The sequence below is a fragment of the Streptomyces sp. NPDC058464 genome (genome assembly GCF_042721035.1).
In the GTDB taxonomy this organism is placed as follows: domain Bacteria; phylum Actinomycetota; class Actinomycetes; order Streptomycetales; family Streptomycetaceae; genus Streptomyces.
This window is the reverse complement of the sequence record NZ_JBHXMA010000030.1, coordinates 39,616-64,535: the sequence shown is the minus strand read 5'-3', so window position 1 is coordinate 64,535 and position 24,920 is coordinate 39,616. Positions and strand designations below refer to the sequence as shown.

General features: G+C 69.8%; 27 protein-coding genes. 21 read left to right on the top strand and 6 right to left on the bottom strand.

Features of this window, described 5'->3' with window-relative positions; all coding sequences use genetic code 11:
* Window positions 1-94 precede the first annotated feature (94 nt).
* From ACFWPQ_RS34040 to ACFWPQ_RS34000, 9 genes are read left to right on the top strand one after another with little or no spacing between them, the layout of a single operon-like run.
* On the top strand, window positions 95-958 hold the full coding sequence (locus ACFWPQ_RS34040) for a hypothetical protein (protein ID WP_384043333.1): 864 nt from the start codon (window positions 95-97) through the stop codon (window positions 956-958).
* On the top strand, window positions 958-1,980 hold the full coding sequence (locus tag ACFWPQ_RS34035; RefSeq protein WP_384043331.1) for an NAD(P)/FAD-dependent oxidoreductase: 1,023 nt from the start codon (window positions 958-960) through the stop codon (window positions 1,978-1,980). Before ACFWPQ_RS34040 ends, ACFWPQ_RS34035 begins: the two co-directional genes overlap by 1 nt.
* 13 nt (window positions 1,981-1,993) lie before the next feature.
* The gene (locus tag ACFWPQ_RS34030) at window positions 1,994-2,323 is read left to right on the top strand and encodes an indolepyruvate ferredoxin oxidoreductase subunit alpha (protein WP_384043327.1); all 330 of its coding nucleotides are present in this window, start codon (window positions 1,994-1,996) and stop codon (window positions 2,321-2,323) included.
* 2 nt (window positions 2,324-2,325) lie between these two features.
* Window positions 2,326-3,507 (top strand): FAD-dependent monooxygenase, encoded by a 1,182-nt coding sequence (locus ACFWPQ_RS34025; protein ID WP_384043323.1) that lies wholly within the window; start codon window positions 2,326-2,328, stop codon window positions 3,505-3,507.
* A 20-nt stretch (window positions 3,508-3,527) separates the two neighbouring features.
* Window positions 3,528-4,223 (top strand): class II aldolase/adducin family protein, encoded by a 696-nt coding sequence (locus ACFWPQ_RS34020; protein ID WP_384043320.1) that lies wholly within the window; start codon window positions 3,528-3,530, stop codon window positions 4,221-4,223.
* Window positions 4,220-5,314 carry a cupin domain-containing protein gene (locus tag ACFWPQ_RS34015; RefSeq protein WP_384043317.1) on the top strand — a complete coding sequence of 365 codons (1,095 nt, stop codon included), beginning with the start codon at window positions 4,220-4,222 and terminating at the stop codon, window positions 5,312-5,314. The genes ACFWPQ_RS34020 and ACFWPQ_RS34015 overlap by 4 nt, the downstream gene beginning before the upstream one ends.
* Window positions 5,311-6,147, top strand: a complete 837-nt coding sequence (locus ACFWPQ_RS34010) for a fumarylacetoacetate hydrolase family protein (RefSeq protein WP_384043314.1) — start codon at window positions 5,311-5,313, stop codon at window positions 6,145-6,147. The genes ACFWPQ_RS34015 and ACFWPQ_RS34010 overlap by 4 nt, the downstream gene beginning before the upstream one ends.
* Window positions 6,137-6,877: a maleylpyruvate isomerase family mycothiol-dependent enzyme gene (locus tag ACFWPQ_RS34005; RefSeq protein WP_384043312.1), complete on the top strand. Its 741-nt coding sequence runs from the start codon at window positions 6,137-6,139 to the stop codon at window positions 6,875-6,877. Before ACFWPQ_RS34010 ends, ACFWPQ_RS34005 begins: the two co-directional genes overlap by 11 nt.
* A gap of 37 nt (window positions 6,878-6,914) precedes the next feature.
* A complete protein-coding gene (locus ACFWPQ_RS34000; RefSeq protein ID WP_384043309.1) occupies window positions 6,915-7,565 on the top strand; it encodes an MBL fold metallo-hydrolase in 651 nt (216 codons plus the stop codon).
* Between the two features lie 64 nt (window positions 7,566-7,629).
* Here ACFWPQ_RS34000 and ACFWPQ_RS33995 read toward each other — a convergent pair whose 3' ends face one another.
* On the bottom strand, window positions 7,630-8,886 hold the full coding sequence (locus tag ACFWPQ_RS33995) for an MFS transporter (RefSeq protein WP_384043306.1): 1,257 nt from the start codon (window positions 8,884-8,886) through the stop codon (window positions 7,630-7,632).
* A 483-nt stretch (window positions 8,887-9,369) separates the two neighbouring features.
* Between ACFWPQ_RS33995 and ACFWPQ_RS33990 the strand changes: the two genes are divergently transcribed.
* From ACFWPQ_RS33990 to ACFWPQ_RS33955, 8 genes are all read left to right on the top strand, one after another.
* The gene (locus ACFWPQ_RS33990) at window positions 9,370-10,056 is read left to right on the top strand and encodes a hypothetical protein (RefSeq protein ID WP_384043303.1); all 687 of its coding nucleotides are present in this window, start codon (window positions 9,370-9,372) and stop codon (window positions 10,054-10,056) included.
* A 112-nt stretch (window positions 10,057-10,168) separates the two neighbouring features.
* On the top strand, window positions 10,169-11,068 hold the full coding sequence (locus ACFWPQ_RS33985) for an SCO3242 family prenyltransferase (RefSeq protein WP_384043300.1): 900 nt from the start codon (window positions 10,169-10,171) through the stop codon (window positions 11,066-11,068).
* The gene (locus ACFWPQ_RS33980) at window positions 11,065-11,925 is read left to right on the top strand and encodes a sugar phosphate isomerase/epimerase family protein (RefSeq protein ID WP_384043297.1); all 861 of its coding nucleotides are present in this window, start codon (window positions 11,065-11,067) and stop codon (window positions 11,923-11,925) included. The genes ACFWPQ_RS33985 and ACFWPQ_RS33980 overlap by 4 nt, the downstream gene beginning before the upstream one ends.
* 84 nt (window positions 11,926-12,009) lie before the next feature.
* Complete coding sequence (locus ACFWPQ_RS33975; RefSeq protein ID WP_384043294.1) at window positions 12,010-12,741, top strand: EboA domain-containing protein; 732 nt, start codon at window positions 12,010-12,012, stop codon at window positions 12,739-12,741.
* Window positions 12,741-13,595 (top strand): TatD family hydrolase, encoded by an 855-nt coding sequence (locus ACFWPQ_RS33970; RefSeq protein WP_384043539.1) that lies wholly within the window; start codon window positions 12,741-12,743, stop codon window positions 13,593-13,595. Before ACFWPQ_RS33975 ends, ACFWPQ_RS33970 begins: the two co-directional genes overlap by 1 nt.
* Before the next feature lie 7 nt (window positions 13,596-13,602).
* Window positions 13,603-14,793, top strand: coding sequence for a metabolite traffic protein EboE (eboE, locus tag ACFWPQ_RS33965; RefSeq protein WP_384043291.1), 1,191 nt, complete (start codon window positions 13,603-13,605; stop codon window positions 14,791-14,793).
* Complete coding sequence (locus ACFWPQ_RS33960; protein ID WP_384043289.1) at window positions 14,790-16,166, top strand: alkaline phosphatase family protein; 1,377 nt, start codon at window positions 14,790-14,792, stop codon at window positions 16,164-16,166. Before eboE ends, ACFWPQ_RS33960 begins: the two co-directional genes overlap by 4 nt.
* A gap of 24 nt (window positions 16,167-16,190) precedes the next feature.
* Window positions 16,191-17,387 (top strand): cytochrome P450, encoded by a 1,197-nt coding sequence (locus tag ACFWPQ_RS33955; protein ID WP_384043286.1) that lies wholly within the window; start codon window positions 16,191-16,193, stop codon window positions 17,385-17,387.
* A 79-nt stretch (window positions 17,388-17,466) separates the two neighbouring features.
* Here ACFWPQ_RS33955 and ACFWPQ_RS33950 read toward each other — a convergent pair whose 3' ends face one another.
* The 5 genes from ACFWPQ_RS33950 to ACFWPQ_RS33930 all read right to left on the bottom strand — a co-directional run bounded on the left by ACFWPQ_RS33950 (window position 17,467) and on the right by ACFWPQ_RS33930 (window position 22,394).
* On the bottom strand, window positions 17,467-18,900 hold the full coding sequence (locus ACFWPQ_RS33950) for an aldehyde dehydrogenase family protein (RefSeq protein WP_384043283.1): 1,434 nt from the start codon (window positions 18,898-18,900) through the stop codon (window positions 17,467-17,469).
* Window positions 18,897-20,012: an NAD(P)-dependent alcohol dehydrogenase gene (locus ACFWPQ_RS33945; RefSeq protein ID WP_384043280.1), complete on the bottom strand. Its 1,116-nt coding sequence runs from the start codon at window positions 20,010-20,012 to the stop codon at window positions 18,897-18,899. Before ACFWPQ_RS33945 ends, ACFWPQ_RS33950 begins: the two co-directional genes overlap by 4 nt.
* A 77-nt stretch (window positions 20,013-20,089) precedes the next feature.
* Entirely contained in the window at window positions 20,090-20,632 is a 543-nt protein-coding gene (locus ACFWPQ_RS33940) for a hypothetical protein (RefSeq protein ID WP_384043277.1), read from the bottom strand.
* On the bottom strand, window positions 20,629-21,372 hold the full coding sequence (locus tag ACFWPQ_RS33935; RefSeq protein WP_384043274.1) for a hypothetical protein: 744 nt from the start codon (window positions 21,370-21,372) through the stop codon (window positions 20,629-20,631). Before ACFWPQ_RS33935 ends, ACFWPQ_RS33940 begins: the two co-directional genes overlap by 4 nt.
* 221 nt (window positions 21,373-21,593) lie before the next feature.
* Window positions 21,594-22,394 carry an IclR family transcriptional regulator gene (locus tag ACFWPQ_RS33930; RefSeq protein ID WP_384043270.1) on the bottom strand — a complete coding sequence of 267 codons (801 nt, stop codon included), beginning with the start codon at window positions 22,392-22,394 and terminating at the stop codon, window positions 21,594-21,596.
* A 113-nt stretch (window positions 22,395-22,507) separates the two neighbouring features.
* Here ACFWPQ_RS33930 and ACFWPQ_RS33925 point away from each other — a divergent pair, with 113 nt between their 5' ends.
* The 4 genes from ACFWPQ_RS33925 to ACFWPQ_RS33910 all read left to right on the top strand — a co-directional run bounded on the left by ACFWPQ_RS33925 (window position 22,508) and on the right by ACFWPQ_RS33910 (window position 24,704).
* Window positions 22,508-22,789 carry a nickel-binding protein gene (locus ACFWPQ_RS33925; RefSeq protein WP_384043267.1) on the top strand — a complete coding sequence of 94 codons (282 nt, stop codon included), beginning with the start codon at window positions 22,508-22,510 and terminating at the stop codon, window positions 22,787-22,789.
* On the top strand, window positions 22,782-23,744 hold the full coding sequence (locus tag ACFWPQ_RS33920; RefSeq protein WP_384043264.1) for a TAXI family TRAP transporter solute-binding subunit: 963 nt from the start codon (window positions 22,782-22,784) through the stop codon (window positions 23,742-23,744). Before ACFWPQ_RS33925 ends, ACFWPQ_RS33920 begins: the two co-directional genes overlap by 8 nt.
* Before the next feature lie 45 nt (window positions 23,745-23,789).
* Window positions 23,790-24,158, top strand: a complete 369-nt coding sequence (locus ACFWPQ_RS33915) for an antibiotic biosynthesis monooxygenase family protein (RefSeq protein ID WP_384043262.1) — start codon at window positions 23,790-23,792, stop codon at window positions 24,156-24,158.
* A gap of 225 nt (window positions 24,159-24,383) precedes the next feature.
* On the top strand, window positions 24,384-24,704 hold the full coding sequence (locus ACFWPQ_RS33910) for a hypothetical protein (RefSeq protein ID WP_384043259.1): 321 nt from the start codon (window positions 24,384-24,386) through the stop codon (window positions 24,702-24,704).
* Window positions 24,705-24,920 lie beyond the last annotated feature (216 nt).

Genomic DNA, 24,920 nt, shown 5'->3' with positions numbered 1-24,920 from the left:
CCGCAATGTTCCAGCGTCTGGATGTACCCACCGCGTCATCGCCGCCGTTTCCCCGCTGTCCGGAGCAGTCCGCGCGTGTTCGCAGGGCACCCTCGTGACCGGCGGGTTCGAGGAGGCGGGGGCCAGGGGCGATGTGCTCCGGATCCGTGATCTCCTGGACGAGGGGCTGGACCGACTCCACGTGCGGTACACGGTCCGGGACGGACGCGGAGGTCTGGACGAGACCACCGCGCTGTTCGCCGGCGAAACCGACATCGCCGTCGTCACGCCGGCCGCGGCGTTGCGCGTCCTCCATCGGTTCGAAGACCTCAAGGGACTGTTCGCTCTCGGAGTGATCCCCCGTCGCGGCGGCATTGTCGTCTCGGCCGACGCGACGCTGCCGCTCGACACCGTCGCCGACTTCGCGACCCACACCGGCCGCGTCACTGTCGCGACATGCGCCGACGACGGCGTGAGCCTGATGGGGTTCGCCGTCCACAGAGCCATGCGCATGGCCGGAGTGGGCGCCGGCGCGGTGGAGTTCGTCTACGACGACCGCCCCAGTGCCCGTTTCGCCGAAGGCGAGGCGGACATCGTCATCCACGACCCGATGGCGACGCCGGACTGGCCGGACATCGTGGCGGAGCGACCCGTCCGGTACCTGCCCTGGGGCGATCGGGTGCTGCACGGGTTCGCCGTGCAGGGCTGGCTGCCCACCACCGTGCGGGCGGGACAACTGCCGCTCCTCAGGACGGATCTGCCCACGCTCGACTGCTCGGACTTCGCCGTGCTGTGCCGCGGGGACCTGGACGAGGAACTCGCCTGCCGGATCGCCCGATTCCTGGCCCGAGGGTGCACTCCGGCCCAGGCCGCGGCGAGGGCGGACACTCCGCTTCCGCTGCATCCGGGGGCCGCCCGCGCCTATGCCGAACTCGTCGCCGACGGCGTTGTCGCCGACGTATCTCTGGGGAGTCGATGATGCCCGAATCCGTCCCGCTGACCGGGGCACCCGCCGTGTGCGAGACCGAGATCCTGGTCGTCGGTGCCGGCCCCGCCGGGCTCTTCGCCTGCTACTACGCGGGGATGCGAGGGCTCGATGTGACCCTCATGGACAGCCTGCCCCACCTCGGTGGACAGGTGGCGGCGCTCTATCCCGACAAGGAGATCTTCGACGTCGCCGGGTTCCCGGCCGTCCGCGGACGCGAATTGGTCGAACGGCTCACCGAACAGGCGCGGACCGCGTCACCGTCCGTCCTGCTCCGCGAGAGCGCCGTGGACCTGCGCCATGAAGCGGACGCGGTGCACGTCACGACCGACAGGGGACGCGTCATCCGGGCGGGTGCCGTGCTGGTCACCGGCGGCATCGGACGCTTCACCCCGAGGCCGTTGCCCGCCTTGGCGAGCTTCTCCGGGGACGGTGTCCATCATCTGGTCGCGCCGCCGCACGAATACGCCGACCGCGACGTGGTCATCGTCGGCGGCGGCGACAGCGCGGTCGACTGGGCCAACACCCTCGCCCCGCACGCCCGTCAGGTGACCGTGGTGCACCGGCGAACCCGGTTCCGCGCCCACGAGTACTCGGTGGCCCGGCTCATGGACTCCCCCGTACGCGTCCTCACCAACAGCGAGATCGTCGAAGTGCACGGCGTCGAGTCCCTCAAAGCCGTCACCGTGCGCGACTGCGGCTCCGAGGCGCTGGAGATACTCGGCGCCGACGTCCTGATCCCGGCCCTGGGGCACATCGCCTCGCTGGGCCCGCTCACCACCTGGGGACTCACGCTCGACAGGCAGCAGATCCAGGTGGACACCGCGATGTGCACCGGCCTGGACCGCGTCTACGCGGCCGGCGACATCACCACCTACCCCGGCAAGGTCCGGCTGATGGCCGTCGGGTTCGGCGAGGCCGCCACCGCCGTCAACAACATCGCCGTCCGGCTCAGGCCCGAGGAGGACCTCTTCCCCGGCCATTCGAGCGAACGCCCGCCGATCCCGGCCAACTGAAGGAGGACGCCTGATGGGCTACGTGATCAACGAGAAATGCATCAACGAACTCGACGGCTCGTGCGTCGACGTGTGTCCCGTGGACTGCATCTACGAAGGCCTCACCAAGCGTTACATCAATCCCACCGAATGCATCGACTGCGGGGCCTGTCTGCCCGAGTGCCCGGTCGACGCCATCACCGCCCCCAACAAGTCGGACCCCGCCTGGGCAACGGACAACGCCGCGTTCTTCGCGACGGAACTGCCCGGCAGGGACGCTCCGCTGGAGAGCCCGGGCGGCGCCTCCGGGACCGGCCCCCTCGGAGTGGACACCCCCCTCGTCGCCAACTGGACCAAGGAGTGACTGTGCGACACATCCCGCTGCTCATCATCGGAGGCGGCATCGGCGGCATGGCCACCGGCCTGGCTCTCGCCCAAGCGGGCTTCGAAGCCCACATCGTGGAGCAGGCTCCGGAGTTCACCGAGATCGGGGCCGGCATCCAGCTGGCGCCCAACGCCCTGCGCGTCCTCGACTCGCTCGGCGTTCTCGAAGCCGTGAACGCAGTGGCCGTACGCCCGCGCAACCTGGTGTTCCTGCACGCCGACACCGGTCGGCACCTGACGACGATCGACTTCGGCTCCGCCTTCCGCGAGCGCTACGGCCAGCCGTACAGCGTGCTCCACCGGGGCGACCTGCTCGACGTCCTGCTGACAGCCTGCCGTGAGCACCCCAAGGTCACCCTGGAGAACAACCGCCAGGTCGTCGACATCGAGGACCACACCACGTCCGCGGTGGTGCGCTTCGCCGACGGCGACAGCTATCGGACCGACGCGTTGGTCGGCGCCGACGGCCTGTGGTCGCGCACCCGTCAGCTCCTCTCCGACGACCGGCCGGTCGCGGACACCTACGTCGCCTACCGTGGGGCGCTCCCCATGTCCGGCATCAGTGTGCCCGTCGAGCCGGACGACGAGATCATCTGGATCGGCCCGCACAAGCACCTGGTCCAGTACCCGATCCGGCGCGGCGAGCTCTACAACCAGGTCGCCGTCTTCCGCAGCCCGCGCTACTCACCGGAGATCGAGCTCACCGACCAGTGGGGCGTGCCCGAGGAACTCGACCAGGCCTTCGCCACGTCCTGCGAGCAGGTCCGAGCCTCGGTGGGGATGTTCAACAGGGACCGACGCTGGGTGATGTACGACCGGGAGCCCCTGGACAACTGGACCCTGGGCCGCATCACTCTGCTCGGTGACGCAGCGCACCCCATGGTCCAGTACCTGGCGCAGGGTGCCTGCCAGGCCATCGAGGACGCCGAGTGCCTGGCCCGCCAGATGACCAAGCACAGCGGTGACATCGACGGTGCCTTCGCCGCCTACCAGGCGGAGCGGATGCCCCGCACCGCGTTGGTGCAGCGCGTCGCCCGCGGCTGGGGTCAGGTCTGGCACGACGACGGCACCGTCATATCTGCCCTGCGCGATCGCGTCTTCGGACGCCGCAGCGCCGACGACTACACCGATCTGGACTGGCTGTACGAGCCGTTCGCCGCCTGACCCGACCATCGAGGACTGTGATGAAGGAAGAGATCGACGACACCGTCCGGGCCAGCCGTGCACTGGCCGCCGCCGGGCTGACCGACATGGTGTGGGGACACGCCGCTGTGCGGGACCCCGACAGCAACGGAGTCTGGATGAAGGCCGCCGGCTGGGGATTCGAGGAGATCTCCGCCGAGCGGGTGCTGCTCGTCAGCCGTGCGGGCGACGTACTCCGTGGCGAGGGCAAGCGGCACATCGAGTACCCGATCCACACTGAGATCATCGCGCGGCGCCCGGACGTCGGCTGTGTCGTGCACACGCACGCACCCGCTCTGAGTGCGTTCGCCTCCCTCGATGTGCCGCTGCGACCCATCTCCCACGACGGTGTCGTCTTCTGCGAGCCACAGCTGCCGCGCTTCACCGTCACCGGGGCGCTGATCGCCACCCAGGAACTCGGTGCCGCGCTCGCCGAGACCCTCGGCGACGCACCCGCGTGCCTCATGCCCCAGCACGGAGCCGTCACCGCCGGCCCGGACGCCGCGACAGCCGTGATGTACGCGGTCCTGCTGGAACGGGCGTGCCGCACGCAGCTCATGGCCATGGCCGCCGGTGGGCCGAAGGTGTGGTCCGACGCCGAGGAGGCGTCCTTCAAGCGCGAGCAGATCTGGAACCCTGCTCAGCTCGGCGCCGGCTGGAACTACCTGGGACGACTCGCAGACAGGACCTTCTCGTGACCGAAGCACAAGCACCTGCCGCGTCCACCGGGCACTCCGAGGTCTCGGCCGCGGAGAAGCAGCTGTACGAGGACTTCACCCGGCTCGGGCTGATCCCGCTGTGGACCGAGCGCGAGGACCTCATGCCGCTGACGCCCACGCCTCAGGCCACCCCGCACATCTGGCACTGGGGCGACCTGTACCCGGTGGCCGCCCGCGCGGGCGATCTCATCCCTGTGGGGCGTGGCGGTGAACGACGTGCCATCGCGGTGTCCAACCCCGGCCTGCCGGGCCTTCCGTACGCGACACCCACCCTGTGGGCGGCGATCCAGTACCTCGGCCCGAACGAAGTCGCCCCTGCCCATCGGCACAGTCAGAACGCCTTCCGGTTCGTCCTGGAAGGCGAAGGCGTGTGGACGGTCGTCGACGGCGACCCTGTCGCCATGCGCAGGGGCGACCTCCTGCTCACCCCGGGCTGGCAGTTCCACGGACACCACAACCCGAACCCCCAGCCGATGGCCTGGCTTGACGGCCTGGACATCCCGTTCGTGTCCGGCACGGACACCGGTTTCTTCGAGTTCGGCGAGGACGGGGTGACCGATCGGTCGACCCCGCGCCGGTCCCGCGCTGAGCGCGTGTGGGGACACCCGGGCCTGCGCCCGCTCTCCGCCACGGCGAAGGACACACCCAACTCACCGCTCGCGGCCTACCGCTGGGAGCACACCGACGCGGCGCTGACCGCCCAGCTGGAAGTCGCCGCCGAAGGACACCCCGAGGTCCTGGAGGAGCCCGGTCACGCCGCTGTCCGCTTCAGCAACCCCACCACGGGAGCCGACGCGCTGACGACCCTGCGCACCGAAATGCACCGGATCGCCGCCGGACACCGCACCGCGGCCGTCCGCGAGACCGGTTCGAGCGTGTGGCAGGTCTTCGACGGCAGCGGCGCCATCAGCCTCGGCGGCAAGCGCACCGACGTCGTGCGCGGCGACATCATCGCCGTGCCCTCGTGGTGCGAGGTCGCCATCGAGGCCGGCACCGACCTGGACCTGTTCCGATTCAGCGACGCCCCCATCTTCGAACGACTCAACCTCGCCCGCAGGGAGTACTCATGAAGCTCGCCACCATCCGTACCGGCGCCGGTACGGCCGCCGTCCGTGTCGACGGGACAGAAGCCGTCGAGACCGGTCATCCGGACGTCGGCGCGCTGCTCGCCGAGGACGGCTGGCGTGAGCTCGCCGCGGCGGCCAATGGTGCCCGGCACGCCCTGGACACGCTCGACTACGCGCCGGTCGTACCGCGTCCGCAGAAGATCTTCTGCGTGGGGCTCAACTACCGTTCCCACATCCTTGAGATGGGCCGGGACCTCCCCCAGTACCCCACGCTCTTCGCCAAGTTCCCCGCCGTCCTGATCGGTGCCTACGACGACATCGTGCTGCCGGCGGCGTCGCAGGCCATGGACTGGGAAGGTGAGATGGCCGTGGTCATCGGGGCACGGGCCCGCAATGTCTCCGTCGAGGAGGCCTCCGGGCACATCGCGGGATACTCCGTCCTCAACGACGTCACGGCTCGGGACTGGCAGTACCGCACCAAGGAGTGGCTGCAGGGCAAGAACTTCGAGGCCACCACACCGTTCGGCCCCGTCCTGGTGACCTCGGACGAGGCCGGCTCGGACTCCCGCCGCCTCAGCACCGTGGTCGACGGCGAGACAAAGCAGCAGGCCGACACCGGCGACCTGGTCTTCGACGCTGCCGCCCTGGTGTCGTACCTGTCGACGATCATCACCCTGGAGCCCGGGGACGTCATCGCCACCGGAACTCCCGGCGGCGTGGGCCACGCCCGCACGCCCAGGGAGTACCTCTCCGACGGCACCGTGCTCGTCACCCGGATCGAGGGGCTCGGCGAGTGCCGCAACCATTGCCTCCAGGAGAAGCCCCGTGACGAGTGAGGCCGTTCCCCGTCCCCTCCTGCTTGCGTGGCTCGAAGAGGGGACGGACCTGCTCCGCGGACAACTCGACCGGGCCGACGAGTGGTGGGTGACCGGGTCGTCGCCCCTGCCCGGCTGGACCACGGCCCACCTGCTCACTCACCTTGCGCGCAACGCCGACGCGCTCGACAACCTGGTCACCTGGGCCGCCACCGGCGTGGAGACACCCATGTATCCGCACGGCGCGGCGGGCCGGCTGCGGGACATCGAGGACGGAGCCCGTCGCGACCCGCGAGCGATCCTCGACGACGTGCGGGACAGCGCCGCCCGTCTCCAGCGCTCCCTGGCCGAGCTGGAGGACGCCGCGTGGACGCACACCGTGCGCACCGCCCAGGGGCGCCTCGTGACCGCGGATCTCATTCCGTGGCTGCGGATCCGGGAGGTCTGGATCCACCTCGTGGACCTGGGGTCGGGCGTCACGTTCTCGGCGCTGCCCGACGACCTGGCCACGGCTCTCCTTCCCGACGTCATCGCCACGTTGGCGCGGCACGACGACTGCCCGGCCGTGGTCGTACGGACCGAGCCGGGCGGGCTCGCGTCCGCTACCAGGCCGGACGAGCCCATCGGCACCACGACCGAAGTACGAGGCAACACCGCTGAGTTGCTGGGCTGGCTCACCGGCCGCACATCAGGCGCCGGTCTGACCGCCTCGGACCCTGGCGGCCTCCCGAAATTGCCCGCGTGGCTGTGACAGCCAACCCGATTCCCCTTGCCCACCGGAGCACACGATGAGAATCACCCACTTCGGACACGCCTGTGTCCTGGTCGAGATAGAGCGGAACGGCGCCGTCGCGCGGCTGCTCTTCGATCCGGGTACCTACTCGGCCGGCTTCGAGGATGTGCGTGGCCTCGATGCCGTACTGATCACTCACGAGCACCCCGACCATGTCGACGTCGGCCGTCTCGGGCCGTTGCTCGGTGCGAATCCCGCGGCCCGGGTGATCGCGGATCCCGGAAGCAGCAGGCTTCTCCAGGAGGCCGGGCTGCGGCACGAGACCGTCGGCGAGGGCGGCACCCTCACGGTCGCGGACGTGCCGATCCGGGTACTGGCCGGTGACCATGCGGTCATCCATCCTCAGCTGCCTTGTGTCCACAACAACGGCTACCTGGTCGACGACCGGGTTCTCCATCCTGGCGACGCCTTCGTCCTCCCGAACGGGCCGGTGGACGTCCTGCTGCTGCCGACCGGAGGGCCGTGGATGAAGGTGAGCGAGGCGATCGACTACCTGCGTGCCGTGTCGCCACGTGCCGCGGTCCCCATCCACCAGGCGGGCCTCGCACCCGTCCATCAGCAACTGCACCAGCAGCTGTTCCGGAATCTGGGTCCCGCGCGATGCCACGTGCAGGTCCTCGATCACGGCAGGGCCACCACCGTCTGACTCCCGGCTCGGCAGAGAGGTCCCGTCCCGGCTCTCACGCCCGGACGGGACCTTCGTCACGGCATCAGGTCGCTTCGCGGAGCGGCTCGACGCCGGGCAGGGCAGCTGTGCGGGCAGGTCCCAGGCCGCGTCCCCGTGGCAGCAGCAGGATGGCGAGAGCGCCGAGCACGGCCGGCGCGGTGAAGGCGTAGAAACCGGCCTTCGGGGACGTGATCAGCGCGGTGGCAGCCGACAGGTACGTCGGACCGACGATGGCCCCGGCACGCCCCAGACCGAGCGTGAATCCCATGCCGGTGGAGCGCAGCGCGGGCGGGTAGTGGGCGGCCATGGAGGCGACCACCAGGCTCTGTGTACCCAGGGAGCCGGCGCCTGCCAGTGCCGCGAGCAGCAGGAGCAGGGGCCTCGGCTGATGGGTGCTCAGGGCCAGCAGGCCCGCCGCACCGAGCAGGAATCCGCCGGCGGTCACGATGCGCAGATGCCCCCTGTCGCCCAGGAGGGAGAAGCAGATGCTGCCGGCGGCGGCACCGAGCGTGAAGGTGATGGAGAACTCCAGCGCGGAGCCGAGGTCGTATCCGGAGCGGATCATCACCGTGGGCAGCCAGGTGCTGGTGCTGTAGATGAGGGCGAAGGACATGAAGGTCGCCAGCCACAGGACCACGGTGGTCCGGCGGCTTCCGGGGGCGAGGAGTTCGGCGGGCCGGCCCCGCTCGGCGCGGGGCGTCGGTCTCGTTTCCACGGTCGCGGGCAGTATCCGCAGGACGAGCGGCACCAGGAGCAGGGGCAGCGCACCCACGGCGAATATCCACTGGAACGCGGTCTCGGGCAGCAGCAGCTTGCCGAGGAGGGCCGAGGTGGCGCCACCGATCCCGATGGCGGACATCGTCGCGGCGATGCACAGGCTTCGCCTTCTGGCGGGCGCGTGATCGCTGACGAGTGCCCCGGTGAGCGGGGCCAGCCCGCCGACGCCGACGCCGGTGAGGGCCCTTGCGGTGGCGAACGTGACGAGATCGGGGGCCAGCGCGGCCAGCAGCATGGCGAGCGAGATGACGGCGAGGAACAGCGTCAGCGGTCGGCGTCTGCCGTACCGGTCCCCCATCCACCCCGCGAGCATCGAGCCGATGGGCATACCCACGGCCGTGATGCTGCCCAGTGTGCCGATGGTGCTCGGCGTGACATGCCAGGCGTCGTGTGCGAGCAGCGACGGGCCGACCGTGCCGAGGGCGAACAGGTCGTACCCGTCGAGAAACAGCACGGCACCTGCGAGGAACAGGATCCGGTAGCGCCCGCTTGGTCGCTCCGGGCGGGCAGGGCTGATGGTCATGATGCGGCTCCTTCTTCTACGTTGTCCGTCGACGCGGGGCGGCTTGTTCGTCGACGCGAGACGGCGTGCAGGGGAATTCACGGGCTCGCGGAAAGCGGTGCGGGTCGGCTCATGAACCGAGGGTTTGGTCGCACCGGCCGCGTGCCGGCCTGCGCTCTGGTACCCGATCCACCGAGAGACGGAATGGAAGTCGACGCCCAAAGAACTGACAGTTCGATGGATCGAATCAGGACGGCGCATGTTTCACGATACGGAACAGCGCACCGCCCATCGAGACGCTAACAGGCGATTTTTCGGACGCACAAGTACCGGGAACGCAGTGATTTCCGGCCGGATCTCCAGGGTTGCCCCATTGCCAACTCGCCACTAGTGGTGCCACTCTTGGTACTACTGTTCCGCAGAATGAAACATTTCATCCTAGGCTCCGCTGGCGAAGCATCGTCACGACGCGGCCGTACGGCACATCGAGCGAAGGACCAGGCGATGGACACTCTCGCCCTCAAGACGACACACGACATCCCGGCCCCCGACCCGGGCGTGGAACCGATGAAGGTCAATGTGTACGAGCACATGGCCAAGGCCGCGGCACAGCTGGCACCGCTCTTCCCGTACGACCACGCCGGCGCGATCGTGCCGTGCGGCAACGTGCTCGTCGGCGGTCCGGGGCAGGAGTACGGGCAGTTCTTCCACTGGAACACCGTCTCCGAGGTCGTCGTGTGCTACGGCGCTCGCAACTCGCCTCTGTCACCAGGGCAGATCATCGCCACACAGAACCTCCACGGCGTCAACTCCCGTCTGTCCGACGAAACCGACAGCGAGGCCGCGGCGGTTCTCGTCGTCACCCAGCACCAGGCGGAGCAGGGCGACCAGACCGAGGCCATGATCGCCAAATGCACCGGCTGCCATGCGGAACTGCTGCGGCACGAGTACGACGCGAGCCCGCCCGCCGCACCGCACCACGAGGTACGCCAGTTCCCCACCACCGTCGGATCGGCCCGCTTCGCCGAGCTGCGCAACACGGACGAGGTCCGCACCTGCCGAGAGTGCGGTCTCGTCAACGACTCGTTCCCCGGGACCAGTTGGGGCTGGTCCCGACAGGTCACCCAGACCGCCACCGTTCAGGCCGCCCAGTCGGCATTGCGGCAGGCCGCGTCCGACCCGGCGGGGTAGTCCCGCTCCAGCGACACCCCGGACTCCACCCATCGCGCCGCACACACATTCTTCACAGAAATGAATACAATAAGGCTCCTTATATTTTAACTTTCAGGCGTATGGTCACGTCATGCACGACCTGAACAACTCCGACCACTCCCCCCGCGTCACGGATGTGGTCCGTCTGGTCCGCCTGCCCGCAGCACTCAGCGTGCCCGGTGACGTGCTCGCCGGCAGCGTGGCGAGCACCGGTACACCCCCGCCGCGCGTCATCGGCACGATCGCCTCGTCCACCGCTCTCTACTGGGCCGGCATGGCGCTCAACGACTACGCGGACGCGACAGTCGACGCGGTGGAACGCCCCGAGCGGCCCATACCCTCTGGGAGAGTCTCCCGCCGTGCCGCGCTGGCCACGGCGTGCGGTCTCACCGCCGCAGGCCTCGGCCTCGCCGCCCTCACGGGCGGCCGGCGGGCCCTCGCGGTGACACTGCCCCTGACCGGACTGATATGGGCGTACGACTTGGGCCTCAAGTCCACCCCGGCCGGCCCCGCGGTCATGGCGGGCGCTCGGGCACTCAACGTGCTCAGCGGAGCGCAGCCCGGACGCCGGGTGTCCGCCCTGCGTGCCGCCCTGCTGGTCGGCACGCACACCTACGCCGTCACCAGCCTGAGCCGGCACGAGATATCCGGTGCGCCCCGCACACTGCCCGTCGCCACGCTGGCAGCCACCACCGCAACCTCGGTGGCCGCGGCGGCACTTCCGCGCGCACGGCGCCGGAGCACCGCGGCGCGGATCGGTGCGGCCGCCGGAGCGTTCGGGTACCTCGCCTCGTTCGGCGCGGCCCAGGTACGGGCGGTACGCGAGCCGACCGCCACGAACGTCCGTAGTGCCGTCGGCGCCGGAATACTGTCGCTGATGCCACTGCAGGCGTCACTCACCGCGGGTGGCGGGAGTTCGGGCCTGGCCGGCGTCCTGGCCGTGGCACACCCACTGGCGCGCAGGCTCGCCCGAACGGTGTCCCCCACGTGACCCCGGCATCCACTCCCACGGAACGGCTCCGGTACGGCTTCGGGACCAACGGCTTCGCCCAGCACCGGCTCGGCGACGTGCTGACGGTACTCGCCGATCTGGGCTACGACTCGGTCGGCCTCACCCTCGACCACGTCCACCTCGACCCGTTCGCCGCCGACCTGCCCCGTCAAGTCACCCTTTTGGCCCGGCGGTTGGAACGGCTCGGGCTGGCGGTCATGGTGGAGACGGGAGCTCCGTACCTGCTGGACCCGTGGCGGGGGCACCTCCCCACCCTGATGTCGGTGCCCGGTGCCGAACGGCGCGTCGACCTGCTGGCGCGTGCGATACGCGTCGCAGCGGACCTGGGCGCCCCTGCCGTCCACCTCTGCAGCGGCCCGACCCCCGCGGACGTACCCGAGGAGGAGGCCTGGAGACGGCTGACCGCTGGTTGCGAGAAGGTCCTCGTCGTCGCCCATGAGTACGACATGCCCCTCGCGTTCGAGCCCGAGCCGTACATGTTCGTCGACACCGTGCAGCGGGTGCTCGACCTGCGGCACCGGCTCGGCGATCCGGACCTGTTCGGCATCACGCTCGACATCGGCCACGCGCACTGCGTGGAGGAGCAACCCCTGCTCGACTGCGTCGGACTGGCGGCACCGCACCTGATGAACGTGCAGATCGAGGACATGCGACGCGGTGTGCACCGACACCTCGAGTTCGGCACGGGCGAGATCGACTTCCCGCCCGTCCTGGCCGCGTTGAAGGCCGCCGGCTACCGCGGCCCTGTCTCGGTGGAGATCCAGGGCGCCTCGCAGAACGCACGGGACGTGGCCCAACGCTCGCTCGAATTCCTCAAGGCCGCCGAGCCTTTCTGACGGACCGGTATCCCGTCGTCGCCAACGATCAGCGATTTCCGTACGGCCGTTGCCGTACGCGCATCCGAACTGGAGGTATGCGCGGTGGACCCACACATCGCGACCGCCCTCGACCGACATCTCACCGCCGACGCGCGGTTCTGGCTGGCCGATGCCGTCGCACGCGTCGGTCAGGACCCGGCGGCCGTACGCGCGGTCTTCCCGGCCGTCGGCCGGCACTGCGGACGCGGGCCGCTCGTCATCGGCTGGGCGGTGGAGGACGCCGCCCGCGCCCTGCTGCTGGCAGCCCTGCCGCTGCGCGGCGCGGAACTCGCCGAGGAGATCACCGCCCTGCACCGCTACGGTGACGCCGCCGAGCAACGCGCGGTGCTGCGCTCGCTCGCCCTGCTGGAGGACGCCGACGGCTCCTTCGGCGATCTCGGGCTACCGCTGGTGCGCATGACGCTGCGGGGCAACGACACCAGCCTGATCGAGGCGGCGCTCGGCCCCTACGCCGCACACCATCTGCACCACGGCGACTATCGGCACGCCGTTCTGAAGTGCGTCTTCTGCGGTATCCCGCTGCACCGGGTCGCGGGTCTCGACGAGCGAGCGGATCCCGAACTCGCCCGCATGCTGGCCGACTTCGCCCACGAGCGAGTCGCCGCCGGACGTGACGTACCCGTGGACATCTGGCCCTTCGTGCGTGCCCACCCGGGCGCGCTCGAGGCCTCCGGTCTGCCCGCCGAGACCGCAGCGGCCTCACCCGACCGCCGGGCGGCGGCCGAGCGGGCCCTCGCCGCCTTCCATGCCACCACGCCCGCAGGAGCCGCATGATGCGTATCTTCGACCCCCACATCCACATGACCTCCCGCACCACCGACGACTACGAGGCGATGTACGCGGCCGGGGTCCGCGCGGTGGTGGAGCCGTCGTTCTGGCTCGGCCAGCCGCGCACCTCGGTGGAGAGCTTCACCGACTACTTCGACGCGCTGCTCGGCTGGGAGCCCTTTCGCGCCGGGCAGTACGGCATCCGCCATCACTGCACCATCGCGCTCAACCCGAAGGAGGCCAACGACCCGCGCTGCACCGGGGTGTTGGACATCCTGCCCCGCTACCTGGCCAAGGACGGAGTGGTGGCCGTCGGCGAGATCGGCTACGACTCGATGACTCCCGAGGAGGACGAGGCGCTGGCCCGCCAGCTCGAACTCGCCGTGGCGCACGACCTGCCGGTTCTGGTCCACACCCCGCACCGGGACAAGGCCGTCGGCACCCGCCGCACCCTCGACGTGGTCCGCGAGTCCGGTATCCCGCCCGAGCGGGTCCTCGTGGACCACCTCAACGAACTCACCGTGGCGATGGTCGCCGAGAGCGGCTGCTGGATGGGGTTCTCCATCTACCCGGACACCAAGATGAGCGAGGACCGCATGGTGCGCGTCCTCCAGGAGCACGGCACCGCGCGGATGCTCGTCAACTCGGCCGCCGACTGGGGACGCAGCGATCCGCTCAAGACCCGGAGGACAGCGGACGCGATGCTCGCCGCCGGCTTCGGCGACGACACCGTGGACCAGGTCATGTGGCGCAATCCGGTGGCCTTCTACGGGCAGAGCGGTCGGCTCGACCTCGATGACGTCAAGCCGGACGGCACCGCCCTGTTCCAGGGAAACTCGATCAAACGCGGCGGAGAGTGAGCCCGCTGTGCGCTTCCGACACATTGACGGTACGACCGTCCACCTGGCCTATTGCAGCAATGTCCACCAGGCCGAGGACCTGGCCGGGGTGGTGGCCCAGCTCGCCGACTACGCCGAGCCCGTTCGGGAAGCTCTCGGCGCCGACCTGCTCGGGATCGGCCTCTGGTTGGCACGTGACGTCGTCACCGCCCTGTCCGCCCAGCCCGGTGCCGTAAGCCGATTGCGCGCCGAGCTGACCGCACGCGGACTGGAGACCGTCACCCTCAACGCCTTCCCCTATGGGGGATTCCACCGCGAAGTGGTCAAGAAGGACGTCTACCTGCCCGACTGGACCGACCCCGCCCGGCTGCGCTACACCGTCGACTGCGCCCGGGTGCTCGCCGGGCTCCTTCCCGACGACGCGCGGCGCGGAAGCGTCTCGACACTGCCTCTGGGCTGGCGCACACCCTGGTCGGCCGAGGCCCGTGACGCCGCCCGCCGGGCGCTGGATCACCTCGGCTCCGAACTTGCCGAGTCGGAGCGCGAGACAGGTCGTACGATCCGGGTCGGGTTCGAGCCCGAGCCCGGATGCGTGGTGGAGAACACTGTCCAGGCCGCCCGGGAGCTCGGCGGACTCGACCCTGAGCGGCTAGGTGTATGCCTGGACACCTGCCACCTCGCCGTGCAGTTCGAGGAGCCGGCCCAGGCGCTGCGTCGTCTCGCCGACGCCGGGCTCCCGGTCGTCAAGGTCCAGGCATCCAGCGCCCTCCAGGCCGACGACCCCGCCGACCCGCACGCCCGCCGTGCACTCGCCCGCTTCGCCGAGCCCCGCTTCCTGCACCAGACCCGCACCGCCCCGGGCGGCCGCGTCACCGGAGTGGACGACCTTCCCGACGCCCTCGCCGGCGGACTGCCCTCGGGCTCCGCCTGGCGGGTGCACTTCCACGCACCGCTGCACGCCGAACCCGAGCCGCCGCTTCGCACCACGTCGGACGAACTGAGCTCCACGCTGCGCGAGTTGTTCGGCGGCGCACAGGCCCTCACCGATCATGTCGAGGTCGAGACCTACACCTGGTCGGTCCTGCCCGAACACCTCCGCCCCCGCGACCGCGAGGGGCTGGTCGCGGGCCTGGCCGCGGAACTGGCCTGGGCCCGCGACCAGTTCCTCGACATCGGTCTGCTGCGCACCTCCCACCTCAGGAAGGAGCCCGTCGCATGACACGACTGGTCGTCCTCGACATCGTCGGCCTCACCCCTAGGTTGCTACGGCACATGCCCGCCGTCAGGGCTGTCGCCGAGCAGGGCTTCCAAGCCCGCCTGAACACCGTGCTGCCCGCGGTGACCTGCTCCGTGCAGTCGACCCTGCTCACCGGCGCCCGCCCTGCCGAGCACGGGATCGTCGGCAACGGCTGGTACTTCCGGGACCTGGGCGAGGTCCTGCTGTGGCGCCAGCACAACGCACTCGTCGGCGGCGAGAAGCTGTGGCACTCCGCCCGCCGCACGAAGCCCGACTACAAGGTCGCCAACGTGTGCTGGTGGTACGCCATGGGCGCCGACGTCGACCTCACCGTCACCCCGCGCCCGATCTACTACTCCGACGGCCGCAAGGAACCCGACTGCTACACCCACCCGCCGGCCCTGCACGACGAACTCACCGGCAGGCTCGGACCGTTCCCGCTGTTCACCTACTGGGGCCCGAACGCCGGGATGCCGTCCAGCCAGTGGATTCTGGCCGCGTCCCGCCAGATCTTCGACGAGCACCGCCCCGATCTCACCCTGGTGTACGTACCGCACCTGGACTACGAACCCCAGCGTTCCGGACCCGGTTCACGGGCGTCCGCCCGCGAGGCGCGCCGACTCGACGACGCCCTGCGCCCGCTGCTGGAGCATTTCCGGCGCGAGAACGCCACCGTCGTGATCCTGAGCGAGTACGGAATCGCGCCCGCCTCCCGCCCGGTCGACATCAACCGCGCCCTGCGCCGGGCCGGACTCCTCGAAGTCCACACCCAGGACGGCATGGAGTACCTCGACCCGTGGACCTCGCGCGCCTTCGCCGTCGCGGACCACCAGATCGCGCACGTCTACGTCCGCGACCCCGCCGACATCGACACGGTCGCAAAGGTCGTCACCGAACTTCCAGGCGTGGAGACGGTGTTGGACGAGGAGGGCAAGGCGGCACACGGGCTGGACCACGCACGCTCGGGAGAGCTGGTCGCCGTGGCCGACTCCGACGCCTGGTTCACGTACTACTACTGGCTCGACGACGACCGTGCCCCGGACTTCGCCCGCCAGGTCGAGATCCACCGCAAACCCGGCTACGACCCCGCGGAGCTCCTCTACGACCCCGCCGTCCCCGGTGTGAAGGCACGAGCCGCCGCCCAGGTCGCCCGCAAGAAGCTGGGCCTGCGCTACCGCATTCGGACCGTCCCGCTGGATCCTTCCGGCGTCCGCGGCAGCCATGGCCGACTGCCGCAGGACCCGCAGGACAGCCCCCTCCTGCTGTGTTCGCGGCCCGGACTCGCACGCGAGGAGATCGACGCGACCGAGGTCAAGGATCTCCTTCTCGCCCTCGCCGGACTCTCCACTCCCTGAACATCCGACCACCGGAGCCCCCGCATGCACTCGACGGACCCCACGCCGCCGTCCCTGCCCCACCACCGTCCTCTCCTGGATCCGGCCGCCGAGTACGGGCGCTGGATCACGGAGCGGCCCCTGGCCAGGGTCACTCTGTGGGGTGACGCCCACCCCTGGCTGGTCACCCGGCACGAGGACGCCCGGGCCGTCCTCGCCGACCCCCGGTTCAGCTCGCAGAACGTCAGGCCCGGCTTCCCCGGCCTGCAGCCGACCCCGCCGCCGCCCACGCCCGGCCAGCTGTTCGCCATGGACCCGCCCGATCACACCCGGCTGCGCCGCATGCTCATCCCCGAGTTCGCCTTCCGCCGGGTCGAGCAACTGCGTCCGGCCATCCGGAGCATCACCGACGAACTCCTCGACCACCTCGTCAAACAACAGCGGCCGGCCGACCTGGTCGAGCACTTCACCCTGCCGCTTCCCCTCCTGGTCATCTGCGAGCTGCTCGGAGTTCCCTACACGGACCGGGACTTCATCCACCGACAGGCTGCCGCGTTCGCCACCGTCACGGCCGGGCCTGAGGCCATGCGGGCAGGGTGGGCGGCGCTCTTCGGCTATCTGCAGGAGCTGCTGGCGGTCAAGTCGCGCGATCCCGGTGACGACCTGATGAGCAAGCTCGCCACGGAACGGGTCGCGACCGGCGAGGCCACCGCGGCGGAGGCGGCCGGCCTGCTGGTGCAACTCCTCATCGCGGGGCACGAGACCACCGCGAGCATGCTCTCCCTGGGCACCGTCGCACTGCTGCGTCATCCCGCCCAGCTGGCGGCGCTGCGGACGGACGAGGACCTGGTGCCGGGCGCGGTGGAGGAACTCCTGCGCTGTCTGACCGTCGTCCACATCGGGCTCCGTCGCATCGCCACGGAGGATGTCGAGGTCGCCGGTGTCACTATCAGGGCCGGCGAGGGCGTCGTGATCGCTCTGCAGGCGGCCAACCGGGATCCCTCGGCCTTCGCCTCCCCGGACACGTTCGACATCCACCGGGACGCCGGCCGGCACCTGGCCTTCGGCCATGGCCTCCATCACTGCCTGGGGCAGTCGCTGGCCCGCGCCGAACTGCAGATCGCGCTGCCCGCGCTGTTCCGTCGTCTGCCGGACCTGCGTCTCGCCGGTCGGGCCGCGGAGGAGTACGCGTTCGAGGGCCGGGCGATCCACGGCGTGCGGGAACTTCCCGTGAGCTGGTAGATCCCCGGCATCGGCAACCCATCATGGCTCGGCCCCGCTCGTCGTCCGGAGCAGGGCCGACTCACATCTTCGCGCCGCGTCACACGCTGTGCACGAGGTGCTTGATCTCCTGGAACTCGCTCAGCGCACGGGGCCCGTTCAGGCGGCCGACCCCGCTCTGCTTGAAGCCGCCCTCCTCCATCTGGTCCCGGATGACCGCCCACCCGTTGGTCCACACGGTGCCGGCGTCGATCTCGCGAGCGACCCGAAGCGGGCGGTCCACGTCACGCGTCCAGACCGACGCGGCGAGGCCGTACTCCGTCGCGTTGGCGCGGGCGATCGCCTCGGCCTCGTCGGCGAACACCTCGAACGTCGCCACCGGGCCGAAGACCTCACGCTGGACGAGCGGAGCCGAGACCTCGTCGACCTCGACCAGGCTCGGGCGCAGGAAGGCGTCCACACCATCGGGGTTCACCAGTCCGCCGCGCACCAGGATCTTGCCGTACGACGCCGCCTCGGCGACCAACGTGTCAATGCGCAGGGCTTGTTCACGATCAACGACGGGTCCCATGCCGGTGTCCGGGTCGTCACCGGCTCCGACGACCACCGCCTGCAACGCGGTCGTCATGCGCTGCCGGAACTCGTCCGCGATTCCCTCCTGGACGAGGATGCGGCTTCCCGCCATACAGAACTGCCCGGCGAAGGTGGTGACCGCCGCGGTGAGCACGGGTACGACGGCGTCCAGGTCCGCGTCTTCGAACACGATCATCGGGGATTTCCCGCCCAGCTCCAGCGAACAGGGCTTGAGGTGGCGGGCGGCCTCCGCCATGATCAGCCGTCCGACGGCGGTGGATCCGGTGTAGCTGATCACGTCGGTGCCGGGGTCCGACACCAGGAGCGGGGCGCCCGAGTTCCCGGATTCGGTGAAGGCGTTCAGCACCCCGGGGGGAAGTGCGGTGGTCCCGGCGATGATTTCGTAGAGCAGCCCGTTGGTGAGCGCCGTCTGCGCGGGCATCTTCATGGCCACCGTGCAGCCGGCTGCGAGCGCGGGGGCGAAGGAGCGCACGGCCAGGATCACCGGGGAGTTCCACGGCACGATCACCGCCGCCACTCCGATGGGCTGATGGAGCGTCATGGAATAGGAACCGTCGGCGAGTTCGGCCGCCCGGCCGGCGTCCGTGAGGGCGAGAGCAGCGTTGTAGCGCAGTTTGGGGATGGTGGAGTCGATCTCCATGGCCGCGTCGGCCAGCTTCTTGCCGTTCTCGCGGGAGAGCAGTGCCACCAGTTCATCGCGGCGCTGTTGCATCCGGTCGGCCATCTCGTGCAGGGCTCGCGCCCGCAGCTCGCGGTCGCGCGCCCAGCCGGTCTCCCGGAAGGCGCGGCGTGCCGCGTCGATCGCCGCCCTTGCGGTGACAGCCCCCGCGTCGGCGAAGGTGCCGATGACCTTGCCGGTCGCCGGGTCGCGGGACTCGCCGACCGCGTGACCGTCGAGCCATGTGCCGTCGACGAGGTTGCGTACGTGCGGAAGGCTCATGCGCTCGTGTCCTTCGGTACGTCGGCGAAACGTATCACCGGCTTGATCGTGCCGCCCGAACGAGCGTCCGCCACAGCCTGGTCGAGTTCTTCGGGCGGGTAGAACCGGACGAACTTCTCGTACGGAAGCCGCCCTTGGCGGGCGAGGCCGACCAGTGCGGGGATGAAGGTGATCCGGTCGCTGCTTCCCTCAGCCACCCCGCGGATCGTGCGGCCGTCGATGAGGGAGTTGATGTCGAACGAGGCGCGGCTGCCGGCCGCCGGGGCACCGATCACCGCGACGGTCCCGTACGACGTGACGGCGGTGGCGGCCAGTTCCAGGAGTGCGGGTACACCGGTCGTCTCGATGACGTACGTGACTCCGGCCCCGCCGGATATCTCGGCCAGGCGCTTCCCCAGATCCTCGTGGGCGCTGTCGATGGTGTGGGTGGCGCCGAGTTCGGCGGCGAGGGCGAGGCGGGAGGGAACCACGTCCGCGACGGCGATCTCCCCGGCACCGCTCAGTCGTGCCGCCATGACGGCGGACAGTCCCACGGCTCCGGCGCCGAACACCGCGACCGTGTCCCCGGGTCCGGGCTGCAGTATGTTCAGGACGGCACCGGCACCCGTCTGGATTCCGCAGCCGATGGGGGCGAGCAGAGCCAGTTCCTCGTCGTCGGCGACGTCGACGCGTACGACGCTCTGTGCCGATACGAGCGCGTGCCGAGCCATGGACGACTGGCCGAAGAAGAGCCCGCCGAGCGGCGCTCCGTCCGTGGTGTGCACGGAGGTGGAGCCGTCCGGACGTGCGGCGGCGAAGTTCAGCGGGAAGTACGTCCCGCACCGCGTCGGCTTGCCTGTCCGGCAACTGTCGCACCGGCCGCAGGAGTTGAACGAGAGCACGACCCTGTCCCCCGGGCGGACGTCGACGACGTCGGTACCGACGGCCTCGACCACACCGGCTCCCTCGTGCCCCAGTACGGCGGGCAATGGCGTGGGCAGCCGTCCCGCGAGCACGGAGAGATCCGTGTGGCACAGGCCGGTGGCGACGAGACGCACGAGTACCTCGTCGGGGCGGGGGTCGTCGAGCAGGACCTGTTCCCAGTGGAACGTGTCCTCTCCAGCCCGCGCCACGGCTGCTGTTGTCGGTGTGGGCACAGGTTCTCACTCTTTCCGGAAACGATGGGATCTGGTCGGCCGGCGCGGATCGTTCAAGCGGGAACCGGGCTCGACCAGCCGAACGCCGCGAGATCGATCTGGGGATGCACGGCCTTGCACGCACCACAGGTGCGGGCGCTGTCGTCGGCCGAGAACTTTGCGCACGCGGCCGCGTAGAACCGGGACGGCGTCACGTCGTTGTCGTGCTCCCACTCGTAACGGTGCAGCTCCGTGCGGCACTCCGGGCAGTACCAGACCGCGCCCTGACGACCGGCGTTGAGAGCCATGTAGCGGATCACGGTGCCCGCCTCGACGGGGACGATCTGGTGTGGGGTGCCGGCGGGTACGTAGACGTGATCGCCGATGGACATCCGGAACCGGTTCACCGAGCTGTCCCGCAGATACACGTCGCTGCTGCCGGACAACTGGCTCAGCACGGTGTCCTTCTCGCAGATCAGATGGAACGGCTGCGGCAACTCGTTGTGCGACAGGTAGAGCTGGGGATCCGTGTCCGCGGGGAGCACGGCCGCGTCGGCGTAACTGCCGAGCTCCGGAGCGACCTTGAGGGCGTGCAGCATCCTGCGGCGGTTCGTCATCGGCCGGCCTCCTCGATTGCGGGCTGCGCGGAGTCCCGCAGCGCGTGGTACGCGGCGTTCACCGCGGTGGTCTGGGCGACCTGACGGGCCCATCCCCACCGGCTTCCCGGGAACGCTGTGTTGACGTGGCCGCACTCCTTGCAGGTCCGGCCTTCGTCGGAGTTGCGGATGTCGGCGAACGTCGCCGAGCCGACCGTCGTCGCGAACTGGTGGACGGCGTCCTCGGCGCTGCCGTACCGGGCCGCGTCGTAGCCGGGCAGGCCGAACGGGGTGGCGTCGTACTCGTGACGCACGATCTCCGCCTTGCAGTTCTGACAGCGGGCGATCAGCGCCTCGGACTGGTCGCCCTCCTCCGACTGGTGCTGGGTGACCACGATGACCGCGTAGGCCCCGGCCTCCTTCTCGTCCCGCAGGTAGGAGTTGACACCGTGCAGGTTCTGGGTCGCCATGATCTGCCCGGTCGACAGCATGGACCGGTTGGCGCCGTATACGACGACGACCTCGTTGACGGTGTTCCAGTGGAAGAAGTGTCCGTACTCCGCCTCGGGGTCGCCGATGAGGACGTTGCCGCACGGCACGATCGCGCCGGCGTAGTCGTACGGGAACAGCGGTACCAGCTGCGCCGCGGCCTGGGCCATGCGCTGATAGACGTTGACTTTGAGTGGTTCGCGGTCGGCGTCGGGCGGAGGGATCTGCTTCGTCTCCGCCAGTCGCACCGAATCGGTGTTGGGCTCGCTCATGCTAGCCCCTCTCATAAGATTGTTTCATGATGCGGAACAGCGGTCGCTATTTTGATACCAAAATCGACGGCATGGCAAGCGTCGGACAGCAGGAAATGTGACGGCCCCGGCGGGCGAACCACACCACAGCGAGCATCAGAAGCGCAGGTCACACAGGATGCACAGACGACGACGGCCGCCCCGGAGATTTCCGGGGCGGCCGTCTGGTGTCGGGGCGGACGTCAGTCGATGCGCTCGCCCAGCTCATGAGCGATGCGGGTGGTGGCAGCCGCCGCGGAGACGATCCAGGCGTCGTCGACACGGGACTGCGGGGCAGTGGTGGATATGGCCGCACGGGCGCGGCCGCGCTTGTCACGGATGACCGCGGCGACCGCGCTGACGTCGGCCTCGCTCTCGGCGTTGTTGGTCGCGTAACCGCGCCGCCGGACCTCGGCCAGCTGCTTGCGCAGCTCATCGAGCGTCTGGGGCGCACGCGACGTGGGGGACTTCAGGTCCTCCGACGGAAAGCGGGCCGCGAGGTCGTCCTCGCCGAGCTCGGCGAGGAGAGCCTTCCCGGCCGCTGTCGCATGGGCGGGCAGTGTCCAGCCGATGCGACTGCCCGTGCGCACGACCTGGTTGCTCTCGACGCTGTCGACGTAGAGCACCTCGGCCCCCCGGAGGGTCGCGAGGTGCACGGTCTCGTCGGTCTCGTCGCGCAACCGCACCAGGGCACCGTGGGCGAGCGCCCGGATGTCCATGTTCGCGACGACCGACAGACCGATGTCGACGAGCGCGGGTCCCGGCTTGTAGGCGCGGGAGAACTCGTCCTGCACCACGAAGTGGTGATGACTGAGCGTGGCCAGCATGCGGTGCACGGTCGAGCGGGACAGACCCATGTCTCGGGCCACCTGGTTGACCCGGATCATCTCGTGGTCCTCGAACATGCGCAGCAGCCGCAGCACGTTGTCCACGGCCCCGATCAGGCCGGCCGGACGCTCGGCGGAACTGGCCTCTTCGCTGTTGGTCCCCGATTTCTGATCCACGCGGAGCACAGTAGCGCAGGGATTTCCAGACTTCTTACCCCTTGCAGTTACGTTCCAATGAACGGGACAGTGTTCTGTATCGTGATACATTGCAACGACGAGGGAGTCTTGCCATGCCTCTGTACCTGAGCCTTCACCAGGCCCCCGGCCTCTCGGTCGAGGAGATCGCGGGGAACGCGCCGGAAGTCGCCCAGCAGGTGCACGCCACCTTCCGGCAGCTGTACGTGAACACCGGGACCGGATTCATCGTCTCGGTCTACGAGGCCGACAACGCCAAGGCCGTCGAGGAGGAGTTCGAGCGGATCGGCTTCCCCTTCGACGCCATCCACGAGATCGACTTCACCCAGAACGCCGCGGAGCTGGCCGAGATGGTTGCGCAGGGCGACCATGTCTGAGGCACCCGCTCTGTCGCGTCCGGTCACCGTCCATCTCCGCGGGGACTGGGGGCAGGCCAACATGCACCGCATCTGCGGCTGGATCGCCCAGGAGATGCTCGACCGCGCGCCCGAGGGCTCCCGGTTCGCCATCTGGTCCGGCCGTGGTGGCTTCGACCAGTTCGAGGCGCTGCGCGCCGGCGAGGCCGACATCGCCATCGCCACCCCGACGGCCGCGATGCGGATGCTGCACCGCGCCGGGAACGCGAAGGGTCTCGCCGCCCTCGGCGTGGTCGGCCAGCGGGACCGTCTGGTGGTCGCGGTCGACGCCGCCCTCCCGGTGACCACGGTGGCCGATCTCGCTGCCGTCGCGGACCAGCTGACGGTGGCGACCTCGCCGGACGACGGCGTCAACCTCATCGGGTACGCGGCACACAAGGCACTGCGCCTCGCCGGCGTCGATCCGGAAAAGCTCTCCTTCTACTACCACGAGCGGCCGTTCCCGCCGGTGGCCCGCTTCGCCGCCGGCGAGGCGAACGTCCTCATCCACGAGGCCGTGATGACCCCGGCGTGGCAGCGCATCGACCGCGTTCGTCCCGTCAGGTACCTGCCCTGGGGGGACGCGGTCCTGGACGCGTTCGCGGCCGAAGGATGGCAGGACGCGGTGGTGGAGGCCGGGTACCTCCCCGGACTGACCGAGGACCTGCGGACGCTCGACTTCTCCGACTTCGCGGTGCTGTGCCGGGAGGACCTCGACGACGACGTGGCCGCCCTGGCCACGTGGTGCATGGTGATGGCCCGCCGTGCTCTGGAGGCGCAGTACGCGCACCTTCCGGCGGACCACTCACCGGTCACCTACCCGCTCGTCCCCGCCGACATGGCGGCCACCCCGCTGCCGCTGCACCCTGCCGCGGCGCGTGTGTACGAGGCGCTGGGCGACAGGGAGCTGGCCGACGACGCGCCGATCTGGAAGTAATCCCGCCCGACGACAGCGGTTGCCCCCGGACAAGGAACGGAGATCATGATCCAGCTAGCCCATCTCGACGAGTCCACTCCCTACCCGCAGCAACTGCAGGGAGAGGAAGGACCCATAGTCCTGATCAACACCTTCACGGCCCCCGACGGAAAGGTCGACGAGGTCGTGGAGGCATGGAAATGGGACGCCAAGTACTTCCAGAAGCAGCCCGGATACATCTCCGCCCAGCTGCACCGCGGCACCGGCGGAAGCCGGGTGCTGGTGAACGTCGCGGTCTGGGAATCGGTCGCGCACCTTCGGGCCGCCTTCTCGACCGAGGAGTTCCAGAAGGCCCGGTCCCACTATCCCGACGGCTCGGTCTCCTATCCGCACGTCTTCCAGAAGGTCGCCGTGGAGGGCGTCTGCGTCGCGTGAACCGACGCGGGCGAAGTGACGTCCGTCGTACGACAGGGGCGCAGAGCCGACGGCGGCTCTGCGCCCCGTGACGCGTGCGTCGAGGTGACCCGGCTCAGAACCTCACGCCACGCACTCGCCGGTACCGCTCCAAGAATCTCGGCGTAATGCCACAGGACGGCGCTAAGCAAACGGGAGAAGAGGGTCCGAGAGGAAATCGCGCGGTTACGGGAGGAGGCCCAGGGGGTGCAGGCCGCGCTCGGTGAGGCCGAACGCGGGCTTCAGCGGTTGGTGGATGCCCGGGCGACAAGGACCGAGGTGCTGGCCGGGCTGCCTTCGATGGTCACGGAGCCACCGGAAAGCGCGATCGCGGGTTCGACGGTGCCCCGGCGGGAGACGGGCATGACGGCGACGGTCCTCGCGCCGGACTACCAGCGGATCTTGTCGGTGCTGGATTCTGAAGCGAGCCGGGTGGGCATGCGCTGCCAGCCGGGAGTGTTCTGCGCGCTCGCGGTGCCGGCCGTCTGCAGCCGGCCGGGCGGCGTCCGGCCAGGCGACCGCTCATGAGCCTGGTCATCGACCACAGCACCACGGTCTGTTCTCGTCCTTGCGGCCCCGACGCGGCCTCGATCAGGCCCCACGGAGCCGGGCAAGCTTCGCGCGGGAGGGTCTCGCCGACTCGCGAACGGGGCTCGCACTCGCCCTCGGCGGATCCCCCAGCCAACGCGCAGGGGCTCCGCCGGGGCAAGGTCCAAGGAGAGCCACGTTCGCCGGGTTTGATCT

Bases quoted from the DNA above. Each gene is read 5' to 3' on its own strand.
- ACFWPQ_RS34035 (WP_384043331.1), top strand. From the start codon at position 958: ATGCCCGAATCCGTCCCGCTGACCGGGGCACCCGCCGTGTGCGAGACC.
- ACFWPQ_RS34030 (WP_384043327.1), top strand. From the start codon at position 1,994: ATGGGCTACGTGATCAACGAGAAATGCATCAACGAACTCGACGGCTCG.
- ACFWPQ_RS34020 (WP_384043320.1), top strand. From the start codon at position 3,528: ATGAAGGAAGAGATCGACGACACCGTCCGGGCCAGCCGTGCACTGGCC.
- ACFWPQ_RS34010 (WP_384043314.1), top strand. From the start codon at position 5,311: ATGAAGCTCGCCACCATCCGTACCGGCGCCGGTACGGCCGCCGTCCGT.
- ACFWPQ_RS34000 (WP_384043309.1), top strand. From the start codon at position 6,915: ATGAGAATCACCCACTTCGGACACGCCTGTGTCCTGGTCGAGATAGAG.
- ACFWPQ_RS33995 (WP_384043306.1), bottom strand. From the start codon at position 8,886: ATGACCATCAGCCCTGCCCGCCCGGAGCGACCAAGCGGGCGCTACCGG.
- ACFWPQ_RS33990 (WP_384043303.1), top strand. From the start codon at position 9,370: ATGGACACTCTCGCCCTCAAGACGACACACGACATCCCGGCCCCCGAC.
- ACFWPQ_RS33985 (WP_384043300.1), top strand. From the start codon at position 10,169: ATGCACGACCTGAACAACTCCGACCACTCCCCCCGCGTCACGGATGTG.
- ACFWPQ_RS33970 (WP_384043539.1), top strand. From the start codon at position 12,741: ATGCGTATCTTCGACCCCCACATCCACATGACCTCCCGCACCACCGAC.
- ACFWPQ_RS33960 (WP_384043289.1), top strand. From the start codon at position 14,790: ATGACACGACTGGTCGTCCTCGACATCGTCGGCCTCACCCCTAGGTTG.
- ACFWPQ_RS33955 (WP_384043286.1), top strand. From the start codon at position 16,191: ATGCACTCGACGGACCCCACGCCGCCGTCCCTGCCCCACCACCGTCCT.
- ACFWPQ_RS33950 (WP_384043283.1), bottom strand. From the start codon at position 18,900: ATGAGCCTTCCGCACGTACGCAACCTCGTCGACGGCACATGGCTCGAC.
- ACFWPQ_RS33940 (WP_384043277.1), bottom strand. From the start codon at position 20,632: ATGACGAACCGCCGCAGGATGCTGCACGCCCTCAAGGTCGCTCCGGAG.
- ACFWPQ_RS33935 (WP_384043274.1), bottom strand. From the start codon at position 21,372: ATGAGCGAGCCCAACACCGATTCGGTGCGACTGGCGGAGACGAAGCAG.
- ACFWPQ_RS33925 (WP_384043267.1), top strand. From the start codon at position 22,508: ATGCCTCTGTACCTGAGCCTTCACCAGGCCCCCGGCCTCTCGGTCGAG.
- ACFWPQ_RS33920 (WP_384043264.1), top strand. From the start codon at position 22,782: ATGTCTGAGGCACCCGCTCTGTCGCGTCCGGTCACCGTCCATCTCCGC.
- ACFWPQ_RS33915 (WP_384043262.1), top strand. From the start codon at position 23,790: ATGATCCAGCTAGCCCATCTCGACGAGTCCACTCCCTACCCGCAGCAA.